Genomic DNA, 15,037 nt, shown 5'->3' on the forward strand with positions numbered 1-15,037 from the left:
TCCGTCACGGACGCGGGCCCCTCGTACGACTTACGGGTCAGACGGCCACCGCGAGCTGGGCGACCTCGCCCAGCTTGGCCTCCACCTGGACGTCCCTGGTGACGCCGCCGCCCGCGATGATGCGCACGGTCCAGTCGCCGGGAGCGGCGAAGAAGCGGAAGATGCCGTCGTCGGACACCACGACCTCGCCGGTGAACTCACCGGAGTGGTCGAGCAGCCGCGCGTAGGCGGTGCCGGCGCCGGTCACCACGCCCTGGATCACGGCCTGGTTGGCCAGGTCGATCCCGGCCGGCAACGCGATGGTCTGCTCAGGTGCTCCGCACCCCTGTGCTGCGCTCGACATCAGCGGGCCTCCCCCAGCTCGATCGGCACGCCCACGAGCGAGCCGTACTCGGTCCACGAACCGTCGTAGTTCTTCACGTTGGCCTGCTCCAGCAGCTCGTGCAGCACGAACCAGGTGTGCGCGGAGCGCTCGCCGATGCGGCAGTAGGCGATGGTGTCCTTGCCGAAGTTGACGCCGGCCTCCTGGTAGAGGGTGCGCAGGTCGTCGTCGGACTTGAACGTGCCGTCGTCGTTGGCCGCCTTCGACCACGGGATGTTGCGGGCGGTGGGCACGTGGCCGCCGCGCTGGGCCTGCTCCTGCGGGAGGTGGGCCGGGGCCAGCAGCTTGCCGGTGAACTCGTCGGGCGAGCGCACGTCGACCAGGTTGAGCTTGCCGATCGCGCTGACGACGTCGTCGCGGAAGGCGCGGATCGCGGTGTCCTGCTCGTTGGCGACGTACTGCGTCTTGGCCCGCTCGGGCACGTCGCGGACCAGCTCGCGCGAGTCGAGCTCCCACTTCTTGCGCCCGCCGTCGAGCAGCTTCACGTTCTGGTGGCCGTAAAGCTTGAAGTACCAGTAGGCGTACGCCGCGAACCAGTTGTTGTTACCGCCGTAGAGCACGACGGTGTCGTCGTTGGAGATGCCTCGGTCGGACAGCAGGGCCTCGAAACCGGTCTTGTCCACGAAGTCGCGGCGCACAGGGTCCTGCAGGTCCGTGCGCCAGTCGACCTTCACGGCGCCACGGATGTGGCCCTTGTCGTACGCGCTGACGTCCTCGTCGACCTCGACGAGGACGACTCCGGGCGTGTCGAGGTTGGCCTCGACCCACTCGGCGTCCACCAGGGCGGCGGAGCGGCTCATTGGGATACCTCCATTTTGGCGGCGGGCAGTAGACGGCGAATGAGCAGGTACATCTCGCAGCCAAGGCAGAATCCGAAGGCTGCGTTGAGGAAGGCGGCGAGGAGAGCCGCGGCCGTGGCCACGAGGGCCGGCGGCGTGATCCCGGTGAGATATCCGGCCAGACCCACGACCGCGAAGACCAGTCCGACCCCTTGGGCGAAGCGGGGCGGGCGGGCGTCCTCGGTCTCCTTCGGGGCGCTGCGGACCAGCGCCTTGAAGAGCATCGCGTACGGCGAACGCCATGCCGCTCCGAGTGCGAAGACCACCGTCTGGGCGGCGAGCAGCCAGGAACTCCCCGTCACCAGGACGGAGGCGAGGACCAGGGTGGTGATGGCCGCGCCGAAGCGCAGCGCTCTAGGATCGGCACGCATCGCGGGATGCTCCTGAAGGGGTCGATTTGGGGCGGATCGAAAGTCCGCGCGAGATCGTCCTCAGGCAGCGCGACAGAGCGCGGTGGCGACGCGGCAGAAATCAACCGCGCGCCGCTTCGTCAGCAGCTCTGTCGTCGGGTTCATGAGCACGACACTACTCGGCGTCTCGACATCTGTCACATCTCGTCCGGTTGGTGAGACGATTGTGACGTGGCTCACAGTCACGACTCCGGTACGGCCGCCGCCAGCGCGGCCAGGACATCGGCTTTGCGCGGCTGACCGGCCGCCTTCTTGACGATCACGCCCGCCCGGTCGAGCACCAGCACGGTCGGGGTGCGCATGATCTCCAGCCGGCGGACGAGGTCGAGCCGGGACTCGGCGTCGATCTCGACGTGGCTGACCCCCGGCACGAGCTCGCTCACGTCGGCCAGGATCCGGCGGGTGGCCCGGCAGGGCTGGCAGAAGGCGGTCGAGAACTGCACCAGCGTGGCCCGCTCGCCCAGCCCCGAGCCGAGATCGGCGGCGGACAGCCGCTCGCCGTCCGTGTCGCGTACGCGGCCGTCGCGGCGCAGGCGGATCACCCCGATCAGTGTCCCGAGCGCCAGCGTCGCCAGCACCACCCACAATCCCGTCATCCCTCGATGCAACCACGCGCGCCCGCGATTGCTTCCAGGCAGACGGGGACCATTCGTGCGCCTTCCCGGAACGGGGGCCACACCCTGTTGCCGCGCGGCGCCACGACCTATTCGCGTGCCTTCTCCGGGACGGGAACCACGACGAGCCGATCGCCCTTCCTGTCGACGATCTCGAACCTGGCGATCTCGCGGACGCTCATCGTCGTCTCACTCCTGAAGACCGCCTTGTCCTGGTACGACTCCCGGCTGACCACCCAGTCCATCGTGGTCTCGCGCCGCCCGTCGAGGCCGACGACGACCAGGGCGCAGCTCGTCTCCACCGGCACCCCGCTGACGCGTACGCCCAGCTCGGTGCCCTTCGCGGTCGGCCAGGCCAGCACGGTGGCGCGGTAGCCGGCGGCCCGGTCGGCCCCGGTGAACTCGCGGCCGTTCTCGACCGCCTTCCTGCTCGGCATGGGGCTCGCGGAAGGCTTCGGCGTGGCCGCGCCGTACGGCGCGACGTCGCTCTCCGACTGTCCCGTGGCGCTCGCCGACGGCACCGCCTTGCGCGGCTGAACGGAATCGGCCGGCGCGGCCCGCTCCGCGGAGCTGTCGTCCTGCAGCATGCGGGGCGCGTCCGAGGCCGGCTCGGAGCTCCGCGCGGCCGCCGGCGCCCCCGCCGCGGCGGAATCAGGAGCCGGCCTGGTCTGGATCGCCGTCCACACCGTGCCGCCGACCACCAGGACCGCCGCCGAGGCGGCCACGGACATCAGGATCCGGCCGCGCCTGTTGCGCCTGGCGCGATCGTTCAGCAGCCGGTCGAGCACCTGGCGCGGGGGGCTGGCCACCAGCTCGACATCGCGTTCTGACACCTTGCCCAGGAAGGCGCTCACGCCCTCCAGCTCCATCAGCTCGGCGCCGCACGCCTCGCAGGTGGCCAGATGGTGGTCGATCTCCAGTGCTTCTTCGGGGTCGAGCGCGCCGAGGGCGTGGGCGCCCAGCGCGATCCGCACCTCCTCGCACGTCATCACGGTGCCAGCCCCCGTTCCTCCAGCGCCAGTCTCAGGGCGCGCAACGCGTAGTAGGTACGGGACTTGACCGTGCCCGGCGGAATGCCCAGCGTCGCCGACGCCTCCTTCACCGATCGCCCCCGGTAGTAGACCTCCAGCAGCACCTCGCGGTGCTCCTGCCGCAGCGCCGCCAGCGCCTCGGCCACCGCCCACGACTCGACCGCGCGCTCCAGCTCGTCGTCCGCCGGCAGCACCGCCAGCGCCTCGTCACCGGTCTCCTGCGGTCTCGCCTTCTTCGCGCGATGCTGATCGACGACGAGATTACGGGCCACCGTGAACAGCCACGCGCGGATGGGACGGTCGGACAGCGCGTCGGGATGTCGCCAGGCACGCAGCAGCGTCTCCTGGACGACGTCCTCGGCCCGCCCGGAGTCACCGGTCAGTCGCAGAACGTAGCCGTACAGGGGCCCAGCATGCTCGTCGAAGAGGGTCCTCACGAGTTCCTCGTCGGCGGTGCCTGCTGTACTCACACCCTCATCACGGACGGCGGGGCGAAGTGGTTCAGCCTCATCCACGGATCGGCACGTCAGACGCTTCGGCGGAGAACTCGAGCCCTTCGGCCACGCTCTTGACGCCGGTGACCTTGACGTCGAAGGGCAGGTCCCCCTTGAACGGGATGGTGTAGGAGATCAGCTGCGCGAGCTGGCCGGGCACGGGCACGCCCTGGATCTTCTCGGCCTGGAGCTTGATCCCGCCGTCGGCGACCTCGATCCGCATCTCCGCGTTGAACTTCACCTTGTTCACCCCCATCGTCACCTCGCCCGACGCCGTGAGCCGGCGCCCGTTGCCGCCGATCTTGACGCCCTCGGGGGCGTACTTGTCGATCGTCGCCCGGGTGAGGGTGCCGCTGATGGTGACGCGACGGGCCTCGATGTTGGCTCGGTTCTGCAGGACGTCGGCGAGGGGCGCCGTCACGTCGTAGGCGGCGCCCCGCAGGTTCTTGACCGGAACGCCTCCGTAGGTGAAGGTGCCGAGGTCGAACCGTACCTCGGGATAGTGCCCCGACGCCGCCTGAGTGAGAAACGGGATGCCCTCGATGGACACGGTGGGCGAGCCGGACAGGTCGGCGGCGGCGGCGATCCTGTTTCCCAGGTCGCGCTCGACCCCGGCCACGGCGACCCGGTCGACGGCGACAAGGAGGACGATGAGCACGATCAGGAAAACGATCAGCTTGCGCATGGGGCTCCCTGTCATGAGCGGGGGATCAGAAGCCTACCGACTGGCATGCTCCTTCCCTCTTGGAGCGCCGCATCACCCGCCTCGGAGCGCCGCGTCACCCGCCCGCGAACGGCGGCAGCACCTCAACCGTCACGCCGTCGCCGAGGATCACCTCGTCATGGGGTCGCCGGCCGACCGGCGTACCGTCCACCAGGAACGAGCAGCGCCGGACAACTCGGGCCAGTTCTGTACGATTTTGTGTGATTTTGGTCATGAGTTCACCAAGCGTGAGCGCGTCGAACGACTCCTCGGCGACACCGGCCGCTTCCTTGGCCGCCGCCCAATAACGTATTTTTCCCGTGGCCATGCCTTGCCTCACAATCGGTTTGCGTCCATTGTGCGCCGTCCTTAACAAGCATGTTTCCGGAGACGCGCTGTTCACCTGTTGGACGCGCAATGGACGCGACTTACTCGTGGGATATCCTCACCTACAGGACCTGGGCGACGAAGCCCCCGGGTCCTTGCGCGTTTGAGGAGGCCGTAATGAGCAACCTGCTGCTGCTGACCAACGCCCTCGAGCCGTCCGCCGAGGTGCTCCCGGCGCTCGGGTTGCTGCTCCACTCGGTCCGTGTCGCCCCAGCGGAGGCGTCCGCCCTGATCGACACCCCGCCCGCCGACGCCGTCCTGGTCGACGCGCGCAAGGAGTTGGTGCAGGCCAAGAGCCTGTGCCGGCTGATCCGCACCACCGGGATCGACTGCCCGCTGCTGGTCATCGTGACCGAGGGCGGGCTGGCCGCGATGACCGCGGAATGGGGCGCCGACGACGTGCTGCTCGACAGCGCCGGGCCGGCCGAGGTGGAGGCGCGGCTGCGGATGGCCACCGGCCGCATCTCGCAGGCCACCGCCGAGGACGTGCCCGACGAGATCCGCAGCGGCGACCTGTCCATCGACGAGGCCACCTACACCGCCCGGCTGCGCGGGCGGGTGCTCGACCTCACCTTCAAGGAGTTCGAGCTGCTCAAATACCTCGCCCAGCACCCCGGCCGGGTGTTCACCCGGGCCCAGCTGCTGCAGGAGGTGTGGGGCTACGACTACTTCGGCGGCACCAGGACGGTCGACGTGCACGTCCGGCGGCTGCGCGCCAAGCTCGGCACCGAGTACGAATCCCTGATCGGCACCGTCCGTAACGTCGGCTACCGTTTCGTGCCCGACCGGGCCGACGCCGCCAACGTCTGACCGGCCGCCATCTAACTGGCCGCCGTCTGACCGGCCGCCGGTGTCCGATCGGCCGCCGACCTCTGATTGACAGCGGGTTCCCGCTGCGCTCCACTGATGTGACAGGTCGCCGTACGGGCTGCGCGACCGCTGTCACGTGGGGGACACCGCCGTCCTAAAGGGGGTGGTGTCCGGTGGGGTTCTTCAGGTCGCTGGTCGAGGAGGGCGTCCGTCCGCGGCTCTACCGCCGCAACGAGGTGATCTGCTCGCCGCTCCGGCCGACGCCCAGCGTGTACGTCATCGACTACGGCTACGCCCGCGAGTACGGCCCGGCCGGCGACCGCGAGGTGGTGCACGACCTGCGCGGCGACGGCGACCTCGTGGGCGAGCTGGCCTTCTGGAGCCCCGCCGACCGCGTCCGGGTGGACGCGCTGACCGAGGTGCGGCTCTGGCCGATCGACCTGCGCCGGCTCCGTGAGCGCGCGGGCGCCGGCACGGCCGTGGCGGGCGCGCTGATCCAGGAGCTGTTCGCCAGGAACGTGGCCGCCCGCAAGCACGAGGCCCTGGCCCGCGCCCCGGTCGCCGCCCGGCTGGCGGTGTGGCTGCTGCACCTCGACGAGCGCTACGGCCTGGCCTCGGAGTCGCCGCCGCCGCTGTCGACCGAGACCCTGGCCGACCTGGTCGGCACCTCGCCCGACGTGGTGCAGCGCCAGCTCGGCCAGTGGGCGCGGCGCGGCTGGCTGGTGCGGCCCGGATACCGGCGGCTGCGCATCGCCGACCCCTCCGCGCTGCGTGCCGCCGCCGGGAGCTGGGAGCACCTGTCGGCGCCGTGGCAGGGCCGGGTGACGCCGTTCCTGACGCGGGCCGCGGGCCCGGCCGAGCCGCTGCCGGTGGGCGAGGTGCCGAAGCCGCGCCAGCTGCCCGCCACCGTGCCCGACCTGACCGGGCGGCACCAGAGCCTGAAACTGCTCACCGCCTGGCTGAAGCGGCCCAGCAGGACGAACACCATGGTCGTGCAGGGCCTGCCGGGCGTGGGCAAGACCGCGCTGGTGACGCACTGGGGCCACATGCACGCCGACCGGTTCCCCGACGGGCAGATCGTGATCGACCTGCGCGGCCAGTCACCCACGCAGCCGCCGATGAGCCCGGCCGAGGCACTCGGGCAGATTCTGCGCTCGCTCGGCGTGGGCGAGCACATGCCCGCCGCCGACGAGGCCGAGCTGATGCTGCTCTACCGCAGCAGGATCGCCGGGCGCAGGCTGCTGCTCATCCTCGACAACGCCGCCGACCCGGCGCAGGTGCGGGCGCTGCTGCCGGGCAGCGGGGACTGCGTGGTGCTGGTCACCAGCAGGACGCGGATGGCGCCGCTGCGCGCCACCGGGCACGCCGACCTGATGGACCTGCCGGTGCTCGATCCGGGTAACGCGGTGGCGCTGCTGGTGGCCGTGCTCGGTGAGGGCTCGCCCAGGGCCGCCGACCGGGACGCGCTGGCCGAGCTGGCGCGGGTGTGCTCGTACCATCCGTTCGCGCTGCGGATCTCGGCGGCCAAGCTGGCCGAGAACCCCGGGTTGAGCGTGCGCTCGCGGGTGCGTGAGCTGCGCAGACCCGATCGGCTGCTGGTGGGCGATCCGGAGGAGGCGTTCAGGTCGGCGCTCGACCTGGCGTACGAGTCGCTGAGCCGGGCGCAGCGGCGGGCGTTCCGGCACGTCGGGCTGCTGCCCGGACGGGACTTCACGCCCGAGGTGCTGGCGGCGGCGCTCGGCGCGCCGGTGAGCGAGGCCGTGCTGGCGGTCGAGGGGCTGCACCGGGCGTACCTGGTCGAGCCGCTGCCCGGGCCCCGCTACCGGGTGCACGACCTGGTCAAGCGGCTGGCCAGGGAGCTGGGCCGGCACGCGGAGGCGGGCGTGCGCGAGGCCAGGGCGCGGCTGCTCGACCACTACCTGGCGGTGGCCTCGGACCCGGAGACGCCGCGCGAGTGGTTCGAGGCGGAGCGGCGCTCGCTGGTCTCGGTCGTCCGGCTGGCCGAGGAGAGCGGCGCGCACGGGATGGCCTGGCGGCTGGCGGAGGCGGTGTTCGAGCCGTTCAGGCGGCTGCGGTACTACGAGAACAACCTGGAGATCCAGCAGGGCGGGCTGGCCTCCGCGATGCAGGTGAGCAACCGGCGGGCCATCGCGCTGATGCGCGGCCACCTGGGCTCGATCCACCGCGACATCGGGCCGTCGACGCTGGCGGCCAGGTTCATCGGCGAGGCGCTGGCCGACTTCGACTCGCTCGGCGACCGCGTCGGACGGGCGCGGGCGCTCAACGACCTGGCCGAGGTGCACGGCATCGCGGGCAACAGCGAGGAGGCGCTCGCCTGCGCCGGGGAGGCCCTCGACCTCTACCGGGAGATCGGCGACCGGGCGGGCGTGGCCGGCAGCCTGCACGCGCTGTCGCGGCTGCACCTGTCGCAGGAGCGGTACGAGCTGGCCCTGCAGCACGCCGGGCAGGCCCTCGACGTACGCGCCGAGCTGGGCGACCGGCGCGGCACCGCGCAGAGCCTGATCATCCTGGCCACGGTGCAGCGCAATCTGGGCGAGCCGCAGGCAGCGCTGTCCGAGGGGCTGGAGGCGCTGTCCATCTGCCACGAGCTGGGCGACGAACACGCCGAGGCGGAGACGCTGCTCTGCCTGGCCGAGAGCTACGACCTGCTGCGGCTGCAGCACGACGCCCAACGCGACGCCGAACGCGCCCTCGCCGGATACACGGCCACCGGCGACCAGTACGGCTGCGGCCGGGCCCTGTGCGCGCTCGGCCGGATCGCCCGCAACGGCTCCCGCTACGACGAGGCCCTCGACCACTACGAGCAGGCGCTGGCCGTGCAGGTGGAGCTCCACCACGAGCAGGGCAAGGCCGAGACGCTGGGGGACATCGGGCTGGTGCACTGGCGGCTGTCGGACTACCGGCGGGCCGACGACTACCTGAACCAGGCACTGGTCATCAGCCGGGTCATCCACGACGAGCCGGTGGAGGCCCGCATGCTGAACCGGCTCGCGCGGGTGCGCCGGCGGCAGGGCCTGCCCCAGGTGGCCTTCGTGTACGCGCTCGAAGCGCTGGACATCGTGCAGGGCATGGGCAACCGGCGGGCCGAGGCCGACGTGCAGGAGACGCTGGCGTACACGTACCTGTCGCTCGGGCTGCACGGACCCGCGCTGCGGGCGGCCACGGCGTCGCTGGAGATCAGGGAGGAGCTGCGCGACAACCGGGCCAGCGCGCTGCTGTCGATGGCGACGGCGCTGCACACGGCCGGTGAGCCGGGCCGCGCGCTGGACCCGGCCAGGGAGGCGGCCGAGCTGCAGAACGAGACCGGCACCCGCGACCGGTGGGCGGCGGCGCTGACGACCCTGGCCATGGTGCTGCTCGACCTGGACCGGGCGGACGAGGCGCTGGTGTACGCCCGGCAGGCCAGGGACGTGCACCTGGAGTGCGGGACGCGGCGGGACCACGGGTGCGCGTTGCGGGCGCTCGGGCTGATCTCGGCCCGGCTGGGGCGGCGCGGGGCGGCGCTGGCCTACCTCCGGGACGCCAGGCGGACGCTGGAAGAGGTGGGCGACGTTTTGGAGGCGCAGCGGGTCGCCGCGGAAATCCGCAATTTGTCGTGAAAGGCCGACATAAGTCGGGAAAGTGGAAATCAGAGGTCGCAGATCTTTTCCGGATCTTCTCGTTAGCTGGCAGGGCCAGCTACTCCACTCGGAGGTGATCCGGATGCTCAAGAATCATCTGCGTCGAGACCTGCAATGGCTCAAGCGACAGGCGCGTAAGGACAGGCGGATCACCGCCGTCGTGCTCGCCGGGGTCGCGGGGGTCTGGGGCCGCCAGTTCCTGCCCCCCGACCTTCCCGTGGGCTCGCCCGTGCTCATGGCCCTCTCGCTGACCCTCGTGGCAGGGTCGGGGGCGGCCTGGCTGATCTCGGCGTACTTCGTCACGAGGAGCCTGCGGGCGCGGCGGGAGCCGGCCGAGGAACTGCGCTGGATCGCCGGGATCGGGCGGGGCAAGGAGTGGGCGTTCTGCTCGCTCAGCGCCTACGTCGCCTGGCACCTGCTGCACTTCGTCACGGCGCTGCTGCTGAGCTGAGCGTGAGGCTCAGCCGTCGAAACGCGGCGCTCCGGCCTGCGCGAACGGGGGCGGCCCCGGCTCCTCAGAAGAGGGGCCGGGGTCCGGCGGTGCCCAGCGTGACCTGTTCCAGGCGGTCCACGCGGATGGCCGTGCCCGTCAGGGCGAACTGGACGATCTCCGCCGTCGGCAGCTCGGCCGTGCCGAAGTCGGCGTCCGCGTGGGCGTCGCACCACTCGACGATCCGCCCGGCGTCCGTCAGCGGGGCGGCGAAGTGCAGCACGCTGACGTACCAGAAATCGCGGACACGACCGTGGTCCAGGTCCTTCACGCCGCGCGCGTCCAGCGCGCCGGCGAAGCGCTTGCGCAGCGTGTCCAGGGTCTCGTCCAGCGGGTGCACGCCCACCAGGACGCCGCCCGGATGCGGGCTCACCCCCGCCAGGTACGCCCTGGCCGGCGGCAGGTCCTCGGCGGCCTCCGCCAGCGCCGCGCCGTAGGCCGTGCGCAGCGGGTCGTCCACGGGGATGCTCTCCCGGTACGGCTCCAGCGAGCTGATCGTGGCGTGCAGGGTCCGGCCGCCGTGCACCCAGTGGCCGGGTGCGTCGAGGGTGGCGGCCAGGTCCGTCAGGCGGGCCACGACCTCGCCCTCGGGCCGCAGCACGGCAGCGGCTCCCCAGCGACGGGCGCCCTCGACCATGGGACTGTCATAGGTGGCCCGGCCGGACAGCAGGGCTTCACGTCCCTTGGCACGGAACTCGGCGAAATCGGACATCCGAGCAGTATGCCAGGCACCGGCGTCCTAAGCGGGGAAGATGAGCAGCGGCGGGGTGATCACGTTCAGGCTCTGGCGATGAGCCGCAGCAACGCCGGCACCCAGTGCTCGCCGTAACGCTCGTGCAGCTCGGGGCGGCGCCAGTCCTCCCCCGTGACCCGGCCTCGGCAGAGCGCCGTGCCGCACCGGCAGTCGAGGACGAAGCCGGGATCGGCGGTGCTGGTGGCGTAGTCGTTGGTGACCTCGTCGCCGGGAACCAGCTCGCGGCGGGCGGCCAGGGTGTAGGGGCCGGTCCACCACAGGTTCGGATCGCAGCTGTGGTTGCTCTTGCCGATGGGACGGCCGGGCGGCAGGACCAGGTGGCGATCGGTGTCGACCGTGATGGTGTCGACGTATCCGGGCGCGGCGAGCAGCCGGCGCAGGCCGGCGTCGTCCACCAGGCGTCCGCCCATCCGGGAGACGACGGTGCCGGCGGGGATGGCGGCGGTGGCGAACAGGCCCGTGCCCTCGATGCGCGAAGGCCGTACCTCCAGGTGCGGGTGGAGCCGGCAGTCGGGGTCCGGGGGTTCCAGCATGGGTCAATCATGCGTCGGGAAGGCGGCGGTGTGCGGGCCGTCGTCCGGGTCGAACTCGTGGCGGATGCGCGCGCAGGCGTCCAGCAGCGCGCCCTGCAGCAGGCCCAGCTCCGCGTGCCTGGTCTGCCGGAACGTCGTCGCCAGCCGCTGCTGCTGCCACTCCCCTTCCTTCAGGGCGGCGCGCAGATCCGCCAGGTCCTCCCGCCTGCCCCGGCCGACCTGCAGCGCCCCGAAGCCGCGGAAGACGCGCGCCAGCGCCGCCAGTTCGTCCGCCAGCGCCTCGGGCAGGTCGGCCCCGCGCTCGCCCGGCAGGCCGCGCACGCCGGCGATGAGGTCGACCAGGCCCCTGGCCAGGCTCCTGAGCTGGTGACAGGCGTGGTCGAGACAGGTGGCGGCCTCGGCCACCTGGTTCAGGCTGCGGTCGAAGCGGCGGCGGCGCAGCGACAGGCGTACCGACTCCGCCGCCTGCTCGGCGGCCTGCTCCGTGTCCTCAAGCCGCTGCGAGAGCGTCCTCGCCCGATCCAGCCACTCGCGGGCCGTCTCCGCGTCCCACCCCTCCCGCAGCCCGCGCGAGATGTCGTCGGCCAGGTCACCCAGCTCGGCGGACAGGCCGCACAGCTCCTTGCCTGCCTTGTCCACGTAGCGCGGGGGCGCGACCAGGAGGTTGGCCGCGATGCCGATGGCCGCGCCGAGGAGCACGTCCGCGAGGCGTTCGAAGCCGTACCTGCTGCCCAGGGCGAACACCAGCAGCGCCGAGATCGGGATCTGCACGTTCTGGGCGGGCAGGTTGAGCAGCCGCGACACCACCAGGCCGGCCACCACGAGCACGGCCAGCGTCACCGCGTTGACGCCCATCAGCCAGACCAGCGCGGTGGCCCCGGCCACGCCCACGACGACGGCCATGACCTGCTGGGCGCCCCGTACCAGCGTGCTGTACGCGGTCGCCGACACCGTCAGCAGCACGCCGACGGGCACGAGCACCGGCAGGTCCAGATGGAGCACGTACGCGGCCAGCCACCACCCGAGCACGCACGCGCCGGTCACCTTGACCGTCTGGGCCAGCACCTCCCGCTCCATGCGCAGCCAGCGCCCGATCCCCATGCTGCGCACGAGCCCGAGGGCCGACGCCCCGCCTGAGACGATGCGTTCGAGCGGGGAACCGGCCGGTGCGGGTTGGCGCCCGGTTTCGGTCTCCATATCGAATAAATGCCCAGCTAGGCGGCTGATAGAGCTGCCCGTAACCGGGTAGCGGCAGCGTGCGGCGAGAGAGGTGGGACCGATGTCCGGCGATCTGATCGTTCCTGACGCGGCGCAGGGCCTGGTGCTGTTCGCCCACGGCAGCGGCAGCGGCCGGCACAGCCCGCGCAACCGGTACGTGGCCGGCGCCCTCAACGAGGCCGGGCTGGGCACGCTGCTGTTCGACCTGCTCACCCCGGAGGAGGAGGCCGATCGGGCGAACGTCTTCGACATCGGCCTGCTGGCCGGGCGGCTGCTGGAACGTACCGCGTGGGCGCGTGAGCAACTCGAGGCGGCGTGCCTGCCCATCGGCTACTTCGGCGCCAGCACCGGGGCGGCGGCGGCCCTGTGGGCGGCGGCCACGCCCGGCAACGACGTCGCCGCGATCGTCTCGCGCGGCGGCCGGCCCGACCTGGCCGGGCCCAGGCTGGCGGCGGTACGCGCGCCGACGCTGCTCGTCGTGGGCGGCAGGGACCCGGTGGTGATGGAGCTGAACGAGCAGGCCCAGGAACGTCTGGCGGTCGAGAGCCGGATCGCGGTCGTGCCCGGCGCCACCCACCTGTTCGAGGAGCCCGGCGCGCTGGACGCGGTGGCCGGTCACGCCACGGACTGGTTCCGCGTCCACTTCAGAGCGCACCCCATCATGTAGCGCGGGGTCGACCGGCGAGCCCATCGCGCGACAGGCCCGCAAGCACGCGGCGGGATCGGCCCGTGTGCACGTAGCGGGATCGGGCAATCACGTTGCCGTGATCCACCGACTGTGAAAACGTCAAGTGCGGATGACAGGGCGAGACCACGGCGGTTGCACACGTGTCACTTCTGGAGATCACCGGCCTCACCTGGGACCCGCGCGCGACCCGGCGCCGGTTGGCGCCGGATCCGCTGACGCTCGACCCCGGCCAGACCGCCGTGGTGGTGGCCGCCGACGCCGCCGAGGCCGACGCGTTCACCGATCTGCTGCTCGGCCTGGAGATGCCCCTCGGCGGCCGGATCCTGGTCGGCGGCGAGGAGATCACCATGCGGCTGCCGGCGGAGCGCGAGATCGGGCTGGTCCCGGCGAACGCCGGGCTGCTGCCGCACCTGACCGTCGAGCGGAACCTGGCACTGGCCGCCCGCGACGACCTGGCCCCGTCGTTCGTGCACGGGCGGATCGCGTACATGGCCAGGCGGCTCGACATCCAGGGCTTTCTCCGCTCACGACCGCACGAACTGGCCCACGACGAGCGGCTGAGCGTCGCGCTGGCCCGCGCCCTGTGCCGGCTGCTGCCGGTGAAGGTGATGGTGATCGAGGACCGTACGGGCTGCGGGCCCTGCCACGCCGCCGTGAGCGGCGCCCTGGGCGCCGATCCCGGGCTCGCGGTGCTCGTCGTCACCGACGACAGGACCAGGGTGGCCAGCCTCGCCTCCCCCTCTCACTACTGGGAGATCGCCGATGCCGCTCAGCCGTAGGGCGCTGCTCGCCACCGTGCCGGGCGTCGTGTCGGGCGCTGTGTCGGGCGCCGCGCTGGCGGGCTGCGCGGCGCAGCCGCCGCTGCGCGTCGCGGTGGTCTGGAGCGGGGCGGAGTTAGGCCGGTTCCGGCGGGTGGTGGACGCGTTCGTGGAACGGTTCAGGAGGCCCGTCAGCGTCTACTCGGCCGGCGACAACATCAGTGCCCTGCTGCGCGGGCCCGCCCAGGACGTCATCCCCGACGTGGCGGTCATCCCCCGGCTGGGGCTGCTCTTCGATCCTCTCGTACGCCCCCGCGTCCGGCCCAGGGAGGGCGGTCACCCGCAGCCCGGGTTCTGGCGGCGGCTCGTGACGCCGTACGGGAGCGGGGAGGAGCTCGGCACCTGGTTCAAGCTCGCGCACAAGTCGCTCGTGTGGCACCGCGCCGGCGAGCAGGCGCGGCCCGCCGACCTGGCCACCTGGAGGCCGGCGCCGGGCACGCTGGCGATCGGGGCGGCCGACGGGTGGGTGCTCAGCGACTGGTTCGAGAACGTCCTGCTCGCCTACGCCCCCGAGGTGTACGACGGGCTCTTCCCGCCCGCCGGGCGCGGCAACGCGGACTGGTGGGGCGTGCCCCAGGTGACCGAGGCGCTCACGCTGCTCGCCGACATCTGGCGCGAGGCGTTCACCCCCGAGCAGGGGCGGCGGGCGCTGACCCTGCAGTTCCACGACTCCATCCTCGACGTCTTCACCTACCGCACCGCCGACCTGGTCGCCGCGCCCGACTTCGCGCTACCGGTCATCGAGTTGCACGGCGGCGTGAACGTGGCCGGGCACTTCCGCTTCCCCGCCCACCAGGGCAAGGCGCCGCCGCTCGTGGTCGGCGGCGACGTGGCGGTGGCCATGCGCGGCGGCGGTCCCGACGCCGTCACCTTCGTCGACTGGCTGACCAGGCCGCGCGAGCCGGGTGAACGGGACGAGCTGACCGCCTGGGTCGACGACGGTGGCTTCCTGACGCCGTTCAGCGTGCCGTCCCACCCGCTGCTGCGCGGGCCCGCGCAAGAGCTGAACCAGGGGGCGAACCGCCATTACGACCTGTCCGACCGGCTGATCGGGCCGCTGGAGGGCGGGGACGGCAGGGGGTTGTGGCGGGTGCTCACCGAGCTGTTCACCGAGGTCGCGGCGGAGGCGGCGGCCCCGTCGCGAGCCGCCGCGGCCGCCCGCGACAAGATCGTGGCCGCCGCCGGGAAGGGCGTCCGATGAGCGGGCGCTACGCGCGAGGGCCGA

General features: G+C 72.1%; 17 protein-coding genes. 6 read left to right on the forward strand and 11 right to left on the reverse strand.

The window, feature by feature from the left end; all coding sequences use genetic code 11:
* Positions 1-37 precede the first annotated feature (37 nt).
* The 8 genes from OIE67_RS42950 to OIE67_RS42985 all read right to left on the reverse strand — a co-directional run bounded on the left by OIE67_RS42950 (position 38) and on the right by OIE67_RS42985 (position 4,801).
* Positions 38-343 carry a DUF1416 domain-containing protein gene (locus OIE67_RS42950; RefSeq protein ID WP_106244064.1) on the reverse strand — a complete coding sequence of 102 codons (306 nt, stop codon included), beginning with the start codon at positions 341-343 and terminating at the stop codon, positions 38-40.
* Complete coding sequence (locus OIE67_RS42955; protein WP_106244061.1) at positions 343-1,182, reverse strand: sulfurtransferase; 840 nt, start codon at positions 1,180-1,182, stop codon at positions 343-345. Before OIE67_RS42955 ends, OIE67_RS42950 begins: the two co-directional genes overlap by 1 nt.
* Positions 1,179-1,592, reverse strand: a complete 414-nt coding sequence (locus tag OIE67_RS42960) for a DUF4395 domain-containing protein (protein WP_326631333.1) — start codon at positions 1,590-1,592, stop codon at positions 1,179-1,181. Before OIE67_RS42960 ends, OIE67_RS42955 begins: the two co-directional genes overlap by 4 nt.
* Before the next feature lie 221 nt (positions 1,593-1,813).
* A complete protein-coding gene (locus OIE67_RS42965) occupies positions 1,814-2,227 on the reverse strand; it encodes a thioredoxin family protein (RefSeq protein WP_106244058.1) in 414 nt (137 codons plus the stop codon).
* Between the two features lie 107 nt (positions 2,228-2,334).
* Positions 2,335-3,234: a zf-HC2 domain-containing protein gene (locus tag OIE67_RS42970; protein ID WP_326645665.1), complete on the reverse strand. Its 900-nt coding sequence runs from the start codon at positions 3,232-3,234 to the stop codon at positions 2,335-2,337.
* Entirely contained in the window at positions 3,234-3,746 is a 513-nt protein-coding gene (locus OIE67_RS42975; RefSeq protein ID WP_106244053.1) for a sigma-70 family RNA polymerase sigma factor, read from the reverse strand. The genes OIE67_RS42970 and OIE67_RS42975 overlap by 1 nt, the downstream gene beginning before the upstream one ends.
* A 37-nt stretch (positions 3,747-3,783) precedes the next feature.
* A complete protein-coding gene (locus OIE67_RS42980; RefSeq protein WP_326631338.1) occupies positions 3,784-4,455 on the reverse strand; it encodes an LmeA family phospholipid-binding protein in 672 nt (223 codons plus the stop codon).
* Positions 4,456-4,549: 94 nt separating this feature from the next.
* Positions 4,550-4,801: a MoaD/ThiS family protein gene (locus OIE67_RS42985; protein WP_106244047.1), complete on the reverse strand. Its 252-nt coding sequence runs from the start codon at positions 4,799-4,801 to the stop codon at positions 4,550-4,552.
* Positions 4,802-4,977: 176 nt separating this feature from the next.
* Here OIE67_RS42985 and OIE67_RS42990 point away from each other — a divergent pair, with 176 nt between their 5' ends.
* The 3 genes from OIE67_RS42990 (at position 4,978) to OIE67_RS43000 (ending at position 9,762) form a co-directional block, all read left to right on the forward strand.
* A complete protein-coding gene (locus OIE67_RS42990) occupies positions 4,978-5,670 on the forward strand; it encodes a response regulator transcription factor (protein WP_106244044.1) in 693 nt (230 codons plus the stop codon).
* Positions 5,671-5,843: 173 nt separating this feature from the next.
* On the forward strand, positions 5,844-9,290 hold the full coding sequence (locus OIE67_RS42995) for a tetratricopeptide repeat protein (protein WP_326631343.1): 3,447 nt from the start codon (positions 5,844-5,846) through the stop codon (positions 9,288-9,290).
* Positions 9,291-9,393: 103 nt separating this feature from the next.
* Positions 9,394-9,762, forward strand: a complete 369-nt coding sequence (locus OIE67_RS43000) for a hypothetical protein (protein ID WP_326631345.1) — start codon at positions 9,394-9,396, stop codon at positions 9,760-9,762.
* A 64-nt stretch (positions 9,763-9,826) separates the two neighbouring features.
* Here the strand turns inward: OIE67_RS43000 and OIE67_RS43005 are convergent, their stop codons facing one another.
* The 3 genes from OIE67_RS43005 to OIE67_RS43015 form a co-directional block, all read right to left on the reverse strand.
* Positions 9,827-10,513, reverse strand: coding sequence for a hypothetical protein (locus OIE67_RS43005; protein WP_326631347.1), 687 nt, complete (start codon positions 10,511-10,513; stop codon positions 9,827-9,829).
* Between the two features lie 65 nt (positions 10,514-10,578).
* Positions 10,579-11,088 carry an SET domain-containing protein gene (locus tag OIE67_RS43010; RefSeq protein ID WP_326631349.1) on the reverse strand — a complete coding sequence of 170 codons (510 nt, stop codon included), beginning with the start codon at positions 11,086-11,088 and terminating at the stop codon, positions 10,579-10,581.
* A gap of 3 nt (positions 11,089-11,091) precedes the next feature.
* Positions 11,092-12,285, reverse strand: coding sequence for an FUSC family protein (locus tag OIE67_RS43015; protein WP_106244032.1), 1,194 nt, complete (start codon positions 12,283-12,285; stop codon positions 11,092-11,094).
* Between the two features lie 82 nt (positions 12,286-12,367).
* Between OIE67_RS43015 and OIE67_RS43020 the strand changes: the two genes are divergently transcribed.
* From OIE67_RS43020 to OIE67_RS43030, 3 genes are all read left to right on the forward strand, one after another.
* The gene (locus OIE67_RS43020) at positions 12,368-12,973 is read left to right on the forward strand and encodes a dienelactone hydrolase family protein (protein WP_326631353.1); all 606 of its coding nucleotides are present in this window, start codon (positions 12,368-12,370) and stop codon (positions 12,971-12,973) included.
* A gap of 161 nt (positions 12,974-13,134) precedes the next feature.
* Entirely contained in the window at positions 13,135-13,773 is a 639-nt protein-coding gene (locus tag OIE67_RS43025) for an ATP-binding cassette domain-containing protein (protein WP_326631355.1), read from the forward strand.
* Positions 13,757-15,013 (forward strand): hypothetical protein, encoded by a 1,257-nt coding sequence (locus OIE67_RS43030; RefSeq protein WP_326631357.1) that lies wholly within the window; start codon positions 13,757-13,759, stop codon positions 15,011-15,013. Before OIE67_RS43025 ends, OIE67_RS43030 begins: the two co-directional genes overlap by 17 nt.
* Positions 15,014-15,037 lie beyond the last annotated feature (24 nt).

Source organism: Nonomuraea fuscirosea, assembly GCF_035917475.1.
GTDB lineage: Bacteria > Actinomycetota > Actinomycetes > Streptosporangiales > Streptosporangiaceae > Nonomuraea > Nonomuraea fuscirosea.